The 9,088-nt window shown below is 61.4% G+C and carries 10 protein-coding genes; 9 read left to right on the forward strand and 1 reads right to left on the reverse strand.

Annotated elements, in window-relative coordinates:
* Together KJ624_00840 and KJ624_00845 are read left to right on the forward strand one after the other, a co-directional pair.
* Positions 1 to 414, forward strand: a 414-nt coding sequence (locus KJ624_00840) for an IS701 family transposase (protein MBU2008388.1), incomplete at its 5' end; no start/stop codon positions are given.
* A gap of 702 nt (positions 415 to 1,116) precedes the next feature.
* Positions 1,117 to 1,860 carry a c-type cytochrome gene (locus KJ624_00845; protein ID MBU2008389.1) on the forward strand — a complete coding sequence of 248 codons (744 nt, stop codon included), beginning with the start codon at positions 1,117 to 1,119 and terminating at the stop codon, positions 1,858 to 1,860.
* Positions 1,861 to 2,009: 149 nt separating this feature from the next.
* On the opposite strand, the gene galE is transcribed toward KJ624_00845, so the two are convergent.
* Positions 2,010 to 3,023, reverse strand: coding sequence for a UDP-glucose 4-epimerase GalE (galE, locus tag KJ624_00850; protein MBU2008390.1), 1,014 nt, complete (start codon positions 3,021 to 3,023; stop codon positions 2,010 to 2,012).
* Positions 3,024 to 3,138: 115 nt separating this feature from the next.
* Between galE and KJ624_00855 the strand changes: the two genes are divergently transcribed.
* From KJ624_00855 to tpiA, 7 genes are all read left to right on the forward strand, one after another.
* Positions 3,139 to 4,116 carry a polyprenyl synthetase family protein gene (locus KJ624_00855; protein MBU2008391.1) on the forward strand — a complete coding sequence of 326 codons (978 nt, stop codon included), beginning with the start codon at positions 3,139 to 3,141 and terminating at the stop codon, positions 4,114 to 4,116.
* On the forward strand, positions 4,116 to 4,904 hold the full coding sequence (locus KJ624_00860; protein MBU2008392.1) for an AAA family ATPase: 789 nt from the start codon (positions 4,116 to 4,118) through the stop codon (positions 4,902 to 4,904). The genes KJ624_00855 and KJ624_00860 overlap by 1 nt, the downstream gene beginning before the upstream one ends.
* 33 nt (positions 4,905 to 4,937) lie before the next feature.
* Complete coding sequence (locus KJ624_00865) at positions 4,938 to 5,447, forward strand: hypothetical protein (GenBank protein ID MBU2008393.1); 510 nt, start codon at positions 4,938 to 4,940, stop codon at positions 5,445 to 5,447.
* Positions 5,440 to 6,624, forward strand: coding sequence for a phosphoglycerate kinase (locus KJ624_00870; protein MBU2008394.1), 1,185 nt, complete (start codon positions 5,440 to 5,442; stop codon positions 6,622 to 6,624). The genes KJ624_00865 and KJ624_00870 overlap by 8 nt, the downstream gene beginning before the upstream one ends.
* The gene (locus KJ624_00875) at positions 6,621 to 7,142 is read left to right on the forward strand and encodes a hypothetical protein (protein MBU2008395.1); all 522 of its coding nucleotides are present in this window, start codon (positions 6,621 to 6,623) and stop codon (positions 7,140 to 7,142) included. Before KJ624_00870 ends, KJ624_00875 begins: the two co-directional genes overlap by 4 nt.
* Positions 7,142 to 8,338 carry a 2,3-bisphosphoglycerate-independent phosphoglycerate mutase gene (locus KJ624_00880; protein ID MBU2008396.1) on the forward strand — a complete coding sequence of 399 codons (1,197 nt, stop codon included), beginning with the start codon at positions 7,142 to 7,144 and terminating at the stop codon, positions 8,336 to 8,338. The genes KJ624_00875 and KJ624_00880 overlap by 1 nt, the downstream gene beginning before the upstream one ends.
* Positions 8,328 to 9,088 (forward strand): triose-phosphate isomerase (gene tpiA / locus KJ624_00885; GenBank protein MBU2008397.1); only part of this gene is annotated, 761 nt, incomplete at its 3' end. The genes KJ624_00880 and tpiA, both read left to right, overlap by 11 nt.

Genomic DNA, 9,088 nt, shown 5'->3' on the forward strand with positions numbered 1-9,088 from the left:
AGCGTGGCTGAGGTGAGTCAGGGATTGTCTCAGGAGGGCTGGCAGCACATCACTTGGCGCGAGGGGTCCAAGGGACCCATGACGAGTCGTTTTGCTGCCATACGCGTCTTGCCCAGCCATTCTTATCAGCATGGCGGCGACAAAGAGGAGACTCTCTGGCTGCTGGCGGAATGGCCTGAAGAGGAGGCAGTGCCCACCAAATTCTGGTTCGCCAATCTTCCCGAGGGAACGAGTCTCATCAGCCTGGTGCGTCTGGCCAAGATACGATGGTGGATTGAGCAGGGCTACCAGCAGCTCAAGGATGAGCTGGGTTTGGACAACTACGAAGGACGTACCTGGCAAGGATGGCATCACCATGTCACTCTGAAAAAAAACTTCTGGGCAGCGCTGGTTCCTTCCAATGGTACGTCGTGAACTCCAGCGCATGCTGGCCCGCTGGACAGGAATCTGTCCCTCCTGTGGCAAGGTCATCCGGTGGCGTATGGATTCCTCTTACCTTAACGTAGTAGTACTAGCAGGCTGCTGAAAAAGGGGGTGCCCAACCAAACGCAGATACGAAATATCCGACAGATCCAAAGCTAAGGTCTCGTTCTACGGGACTTTTTCATCACCCTGCTAGCGCCCACTTTTTGGAGCGACGCATATGACTACTGCCAAGCGGCCAAGGGTGACAATTCTGACAATTGTCAACCCCCGTTTAGCGACGCGCGATGGTGAGGACGCGATCACTTTGCTCGCCCCCCAAGCAGAAGTCAATATCCTTTTATTAGCCTTTTCAATAGTCCTAGTGAACAACGCCAGGCAAAAAACCTTCCGCTTTCCCCGGATAGGAGAATACGTGGAGAAAATATATAATACGTGTATCAGGCAAGCAGACGTAACAAGTTCGCAAAGGCCGAATCGGACGTGAAAAACAAAGAGCGAGAATGATCTTATGGCCTAGCCGAGAAGGTCTACAAGGAGGCAATGGCCCAGGCCGAGAAGGGCGCCGACGGCAAGATGGCCCAGAAGGTAGCATGAGCTGGTGATGAACACGGGAAAGGCAGTACAACCGCAGCGGTCTGACGAAGGCCAACTCACCGGAATATGAGCGACGGACTCGACAAGAAGGTCGCCTTGGGCCTGGCCCTGACCGTCGCCCTTCTCCTGGGCGTCGGGCTCTACTGGTCCACCGAGCCCTCCCGTCAGAAAGGCATGGCAGATGAATACAAACTCGCCACCGCAGAAATCTTCGTCCAGAACTGCTTCTACTGCCACGGCCGACAGGGCACAGGGGGCATCGGCCCCTCCCTCAGGGCAACCAAACTGGACGAGGAAGGCCTCAAAAAGACTATCTCTCGGGGTGTCATAATCATGCCCACCTGGGCCCGGGAGGAGGGAGGGACCCTGACATCCTTCCAGGTCCAGGGCCTCGCCGCCTTCATCCTAAACTGGGATGAGAAGCTTGTGGAGGACGCCTTCGTCCTCCATCCCATCCCCGCCACCCCCAACCCCCCGCCGCGGGGCATTCCTCCCCCTTATGCAGGGATGAAGAGTCCTTTCCCCTGGGGCGAAAAGAAGACTGTGGAGATGGGACAGGTCCTCTATGAGCTGATGTGCACGAGCTGCCACTGGCCAGTGAGAACACAGCCACCCTCCTTCAATTGGATGAGCGCCGTCTTCTCCCGGGACCTGGAGGAGCATCCAGACTTCTACTTCTGGACGATAAGCGAGGGCAGGCCGCCCCCCCGCAACTGGCGCTATCTCCCCGGCGCCATGATGCCCCCCTTTAAGGCCCGTCTCCCCGAGAAACAGCGCTGGCAGATACTAAACTATCTGTGGAGCGTAGGAAAAGAATATGAGAAGAACGCAATGAGGTGAGCATCCCCTCCCTGTGGTGAAAGAAAGCCAGGGGGATTTGAACGCCCGCCCTCTTGGTCCCGAACCAAGCGTTCTATCCGCGTCTATGATACGTCTTGGACATGGTCAGGGGGTCTTGGCGCTCGCCTGCCCGGCTAGTATCTTCCCTGTCAAACACTCCCCTGGCCATAGCCGTTTGGGTGTTCCCGGTGCCATTCCCAGGCGCTGGCAATGATGTCGTTCAGGCCACGGAACTGGGGCTGCCAGCCCAACTCTTTGCGGATGAGCTTAGCGCCGGCCACCAGCTTGGGCGGGTCCCCGGGGCGGCGCGGCTGAACCACCATCGGTATCTCGCCGCCAGTAACCTCCCTGGCTGCGTTCAGTACATCGAAGACGCTGTAGCCCTCGCCATTGCCGAGGTTGTAGATGGGTGAGATACTTGCGCCGCCATCGAGGGCGCGCAGCGCAAGAATGTGGGCGCGTGCGATGTCCAGCACGTGAATGTAGTCTCTGACACAAGTGCCGTCTTTGGTATCATAGTCCGTGCCGTAGACGTTGAGTTGCTCTTCCTGCTTCAGCGCCACCTTCATCATGTTGGGGATGAGATGGGTCTCGGGGTGGTGGTCTTCACCGAAGCGGGGGGTGGCACCCGCGGCGTTGAAGCAACGCAGGGAAACGGACCTCAGTTCGTGAGCTCGGCCGTACCACTGGAGGACTCTCTCAAACATCAGCTTGGACTCACCGTATGGGTTGGTGGGGTGCGCCGGGTCCCGCTCGCTGACCGAATAGGAAACGGGCTCCCCGTAGACAGCCGCCGAGGAGGCGAAGACTATTCTTTTCACCCCGTGGGCCATCATGGCATCCAGGAGGTTAATGCTGTTCGCCACGTTGTTCCTGAAATACTCCCCGGGCTGGGCTACTGACTCGCTCACCACGCTGGAGGCCGCCAGATGCATCACCGCGTCCGGGGCGCGGGTGAGAAAGACCCTTTCTAGAGCTTCCCTCTCTGCTAGGTCCACCGCTATGAAAGTTGCCCCAGGCGGCACCGCCTGGCGATGGCCCTGCTTCTGGTTGTCAAGCGCGATGACCCTGTAGTCGTTCCGCAGAAGCTCTTCACAAAGGACACTACCGACGTATCCGGCAGCTCCGGTGACCAGGACGGTGCTACTCTGGTTTTTAGTCACGGCATTCACCTCCTGAGGCCATTATGGAAGACATCTGCCCATACTGTCAATGAGGTGGGGAGCCAAATCTGCTTTCCTTGACACTTCTGGAAGGGGCTGATAACATGGCGTAGCTGTGGCGGGTATGTTCCCTCTGGAGAAGACTCTCCTTAAGGCCCTGGAAGAAGAGATATATGCCCTTCTCCCCTCCCTGCCCCTCCGCCGGATGCTGAGTTACCCTCTGGAGGGGGGGAAGAGGCTCAGGCCTGCCCTCTGCCTTTTATCGTGCCTGGGGGTTGGGGGGGACCCATATCAGGCCCTGCCCGCCGCCGCAAGCGTTGAGCTTATCCACAATTTCTCCCTCGTCCATGATGACATCCAGGATGCCTCCCCCCTCCGCCGCCACCGCCCCACCGTGTGGAAGAGGTGGGGGGTGGCCCAGGCCATCAACGCGGGCGATGCCCTCTTTGCCCTCTCCCGCCTCGCCCTCCTCCGGCTGGAGGGGAAAGGGGTCCCCGCCGGGCGGGTCCTGGTGGCGGCCCGGCTGCTGGACGAGGCCTGCTTTGCCCTCTGCCAGGGACAGTACCTGGATATCGCCCTGGAGGAAAGGCCAGGGGTAAGCCGCAGGACCTATTTCCGCATGGTCCAGGGGAAGACCTCGGCCCTCCTAGAGGCCTCTATAGCCCTGGGGGCCATTGTGGGTGGTAGAGAAGGGGATGCTTTAGAGTCCCTCCGTCTCTTCGGCCGCAACCTGGGCCTGGCCTACCAGCTCCAGGACGATGCCCTGGGCCTCGGGGGAGAAGCCGCAGTGGTGGGCAAGGTCTCCCCAGATATAGGGAGTAAGAAGAAAGCCTTCCCCGTCGTCTATGCCCTGGAGAAGGCTGTGGGGCGGGAGGGGGAGGAGCTCCGGCGGCTCTATCGGAAAAGGGCCCTCGCCCCGGAGGACATAGGAAGGGTCATGGCCCTTCTCACCAGGATGGGGGCCCTGGAATATACCATGAAACTGGCCCAGGGCTACTACAATAGGGCACTGAGGGAGCTCAAGAAGGCCCGGCTACCCCAGCACCAGGGGCTGGAAGAAGTGGTATCATACCTCAGAGATAGGAATTTCTGATGAAACTGGCGGTTACCGGAAAGGGTGGGGTGGGAAAGACCACCCTTTCCGCCCTGCTGGCCGGGGTCTTTGCCCGGGAGGGACAGCGGGTCATTGCCATTGACGCTAACCCCGATGCCAACCTGGCTTCTGCCCTGGGCCTGCCCGCCGAGGTCTCCGCCCGAATTGTCCCCATCGCCGAAATGGCCGACCTGATAGAGGAGAGGACCGGGTCCCGGCCGGGCCGGTCAGGGGGCTTTTTCCGCCTCAACCCCCGTGTTGATGACATCCCCGAGCGCTTCAGCGCCCGGAAGGACTCCATCTGGCTCCTGGTCATGGGGACGGTGAAGAGGGGTGGCGGGGGGTGTCTCTGCTCCGAGTCTGCCCTCCTCTCTGCCCTCCTCCAGCACCTTCTCATCCAGCGGGACGAGGTGGTGGTCCTGGATATGGATGCGGGGGTGGAGCACCTGGGAAGGGCCACGGCCCAGTATGTGGATGCCATTATCATCGTGGTGGAGCCCGGCCAGAGGAGCCTCCAGACCGCCGCCAGTGTAAGGAAGCTGGCCCTGGACCTGGGCATCACCCGCTGTCTGGTGGCGGGCTCCAAGACCAGGAACGAAGCTCAAAGGCGGTTTATCCAGGAAAACACGCCCCCTGGGGAGCTGCTGGGGTTTATCAACTACCACCGCGAGCTAGCCCAGGCCGACCTCCAGGGGAAGGGGGTCTTTGAGGCCTCCCCCCAGGCCGTCCAGGAGGCCATGCAAATAAAGGATAGACTGGAGGCATTGATAGGAGGAGGCGGTGAATAAGTAATGGTGGGTTAATTCATAGAGGGAGGGACCATGAGAAAAGTAACGAACAAAGTGGAAGCCATCACTGTTGGTGATAAGCTGTTTAAGGAAATTGCGGCAGCAATTGATGCAGCCCTGTCATATGAAACGCAAACGCGTGGAAAGCGAAAACTTGGTATCACTGGCGAAGTTGGTGAAGTGTTGGTCTGTTATCATCTTAGACGGCGATTAGGGTTGCGATTAGTGCTGGATTCCCGCTCGGAGGGGTTTGATGCCATTGACGGAAATGGCTTACATGTTCAAATCAAGACACGTCGAAGCGAGTCTGATGGATTGCCCAAAGATGTAGGTCGGACTGGAGTCTTCTCCAAACATGGATTTGACTATGCACTTCTTGCCTTACTTGACCATAATTACCGGCTCTGCGAGGTTTGGAGAGCTGATTATGATAAGTTGAAGCCTATCATAGAAAAGCAGAAACGGCGCATGCCGAGCTTGCGGTCTTTCAAAGGGATGGAAGGCAAGCCTTTGTGGCGAAGTAAGATAGGGGTCAATGGCTAAGAAGGGCCTGCTGGATATAGACGCTGCCGGGAAGAGGGTCCTGGTCCGGGTGGACTACAATGTCCCCCTGGACCCCGGCACAGGGAAGATAACCGATGATATGCGCCTCCGGGCCTCCCTGCCCACCCTGGAGCACCTCATCAGCGCCGGGGCCCGGGTCATCCTCTGTTCCCACCTGGGCCGGCCGGATGGCAAAGTGGTAGAGGGCTTGAGCCTGAAGCCGGTGGCCGGAAGGCTTTCTCAACTGCTGAAAAGGCCTGTGGCCCTGGCCCCCGACTGCGTCGGGCCCCGGGTGAAGGCTATGGTGGCCCGTCTGGGGGAGGGTGAGGTCCTGCTCCTGGAAAATGTCCGATTTCACCCCGGGGAAGAGAAGAACGCCCCCGGTTTCGCCCGGGCCCTTTCCCGCCTGGCCGATATCTTCGTCAACGACGCCTTCTCCGTCTGCCACCGGGCCCATGCCTCCACCGTGGGGATAACCCGCTATCTTCCGGCGGTAGCCGGCTTCCAACTGGAGAAGGAGATAGAGCACCTGGGCTTCCTGCTCTCCACCCCCCGCCGCCCCTTTGCCGCCCTCCTGGGCGGGGCCAAGGTCAAGGACAAGGCAGGGGTGCTCCGCCACATCCTGGACCGGCTGGATAAGCTCCTTATCGGGGGCGGCATGGCGGCCCCTTTCCTCAAGGCCCAGGGCAAGCCATTTAATGCAGGGCCTGAAGAGTTGGCTCTCGCCCAGGAAATAGCCCGGAAAGCAAAAGAGAAGGGCATCCCGCTTCTGTTGCCTGTGGATGTCCTGGCAGCAGCCGAGCTCAAGGACGGGGCCTCTTTCATGACGGTCCCCATAGACCAGGTGCCCCCCGGCTGGGTTATGGGTGATATAGGCCCCCGCTCCATAGAGCTCTTCGCCAAAGAGCTTGAGGCCTGCGGCACCGTGCTGTGGAATGGCCCGATGGGGGTCTTTGAAATAGCCCATTTATCCCAGGGGACCCGGGCCCTGGCCCAGGTCCTGGCGGGGCTGAAGGCTGTCACCATAGCCGGCGGTGGCTCCACTGCCGAGGCCATCCATGCGCTGGGCCTCATGGACAAATTCACCCATGTCTCCACCGGGGGTGGGGCCTCTCTGGAGTTCCTGGAGGGGAGGGACCTGCCTGGGATTGCCGCCCTGCAGGACAAAGGCCGGTGAACTTCCGTATGCCCACCTCCGGCCTGGGGCGCACGATACTACTGGTTGCGGCCCTGGGAGTGTTGGGGGCGGGGGTGGTCGGCTCAGTCAGCCTGGCCCAGGAAGACCCCCAAGAAACGGTCATTTTCGTCCTGGTGATGGCCCTCAGTTCGGGCCTCATGTTTTACCTCTACCGGGCCATGGGCCAGGGGCAGGTCAGCGTGGACAGCCAGGGACTGACGATAGGGATGGGCCGCCTGGCGCGGGCCTTCATCCCGCTGGAGAACATTCAGGACGCCCGGAGGTTGGGCCGCCTTACCCCTGGGTTTGGCCTTAACCTCGGCATTCATGTCGGCTTTGGCTTCGGGGGTAGCCTGGACATGCTGGTGGGGCTGGGCCCGGGGGTGGAACTGAGCCTGAGCCGGCCTTGCCCCGCCCGGGTGCTGGGCCTGCCTCTGGCTGTAAAGAAGGTGCGCATCAGCCTGGATGAACCCGATTTCTTTCTAGACTATATCAACTCTTTAAGGGAGAAAAGATGATGGAAAAGCTCTCCGGCCTGGTCAGGGAGACCCCCTCCAAGATTGTCCTCCTGCTGATAGACGGGCTGGGGGGCCTCCCCCAACCCGGTTCAGGGAAGACAGAGCTGGAGAGCGCCCGCAAACCCAACCTGGATGCCCTGGCGGAGAAGAGCACTCTGGGCCTGCTTGAGCCCGTGGGGCCGGGCCTTACCCCAGGCTCCGCCCCCGGCCATCTGGCCCTCTTCGGCTACGACCCCATCAAGTATGAGGTGGGGAGGGGGGTGCTGGAGGCCCTGGGTATTGACTTTGAGCTCCTGCCCGGGGATGTGGCCGCCCGGGGCAACTTCTGCACCCTGGACGAGAAGGGCAATATCCGGGACCGCCGCGCCGGCAGGCTCTCCACCGAGGAGAGTGCCCGGCTGTGCCAGAAGCTCTCTACTATCGCTCTGGAGGGGGTCCAGCTCTTCGTCCTGCCGGTGAAGGAGCACCGCTTTGGGGTGGTCTTCCGGGGCAGCGGGCTACAGAGCGAGCTCTCTGACTCGGACCCCCAGAAGGACGGCCTGGCCCCCGTGGAGGTGAAACCCCTGGTGGCGGGGGCCAGGGCCACGGCCCGGCTGGCCAACCGCTTCATCGCCCAGGCCCGGGCCCTCCTCCGGGGGGAGAAGACGGCCAATATGGTCCTCCTCCGCGGCTTCTCCCACGTGCCAGGCCTGCCTTCCATGTCGGAGCTCTTCCGCGTGCGTCCGGCGGCCATCGCCTCCTATCCGGTGTATCGCGGGCTGGCCAAGCTGGTGGGCATGGCTGTCCTCCCCACCGGCCCCGGTCTGGAGGACGCCCTCAATACCCTCGCCCAGAACTGGGCACGCTATGACTTCTTCTTCCTCCATGTAAAAGAGGCCGACATGGCGGGGGAGGATGGGGACTTTGACCGCAAGGTCCAGGTCATTGAGGAGGTGGACGGGCAGCTCCCTCGGGTCCTGGCCCTCAAGCCCGAGGTCCTGGTAGTCACCGGCGACCATTCCACCCCCGCTGTCCTCAAGGGCCATAGCTGGCACCCCGTGCCCTTCCTTCTCTACTCCTCCACCTGCCGTCCTGATGGCATTGCTGAATTCGGGGAGAGGGCCTGCGGCCGGGGGGCCCTGGGCCTCTTCCCCTCCCTCCATGTTCTCCCCCTGGCCCTGGCCCATGCCGGAAAGCTGGTGAAGTATGGAGCATAGAAAGCCCCTCATCGCCGGGAACTGGAAGATGAATACCACTCTGCCTGAGGCCCTGGCCCTGGTTGGGGCCATGAAAGGGAGACTGGAGGCCATCCCCGGCGTGGAGGTGGTCCTCTGCCCCCCCTTTATTTCCCTCTCCGCCCTGGCCGGGGCGCTGAAGGGCTCCCCCATCGGCCTAGGGGCCCAGAACATGTATTTTCAGGAGAAGGGGGCCTACACCGGTGAGGTTTCGCCCCTCATGCTCCGGGGCCTCTGCCAGTATGTCATCCTGGGGCATTCCGAGCGCCGCCACTACTTCGGCGAGGCGGATGAGCTGATAAACAAAAAGATGAGGGCTGCCCTTGCCTGGGGCCTCAAGCCTATCCTCTGCGTGGGGGAGAGGCTGGAGGAAAGAGAGAAGGGTCAGGCGGAGGCGGTGGTGGAGCGCCAGCTCCGGGGTGCCCTGGAAGGTGCTGCCGACCCTGACGGCCTGGTGGTGGCCTATGAGCCGGTGTGGGCCATCGGCACCGGCCGGGCGGCTACCCCTGCGGATGCCCAGGAGACGATGGCCTTCCTCCGCCGTATCCTGGGGGAGTGCTGCGGTGGAAGCACGGCCCAGGCCCTCCGCCTCCTTTATGGTGGCAGCGTCACAAAAGATAATGTCGCCCCCTTTCTCAAGGAGCGGGATATAGATGGGGCCCTGGTGGGGGGGGCCAGCCTCAAGGCGGAGGAGTTCCTGGGCATTGTGGAGCAGGCATCGACCATCCGCTC

The sequence above is a fragment of the Chloroflexota bacterium genome (assembly GCA_018825785.1).
In the GTDB taxonomy this organism is placed as follows: domain Bacteria; phylum Chloroflexota; class Dehalococcoidia; order JACVQG01; family JAHKAY01; genus JAHKAY01.

Coding starts and splice junctions, on each gene's coding strand:
- KJ624_00870 (MBU2008394.1), top strand. CDS start 5,440: ATGGCTAAGAAGGGCCTGCTGGATATAGACGCTGCCGGGAAGAGGGTC.
- KJ624_00860 (MBU2008392.1), top strand. CDS start 4,116: ATGAAACTGGCGGTTACCGGAAAGGGTGGGGTGGGAAAGACCACCCTT.
- KJ624_00865 (MBU2008393.1), top strand. CDS start 4,938: ATGAGAAAAGTAACGAACAAAGTGGAAGCCATCACTGTTGGTGATAAG.
- KJ624_00880 (MBU2008396.1), top strand. CDS start 7,142: ATGGAAAAGCTCTCCGGCCTGGTCAGGGAGACCCCCTCCAAGATTGTC.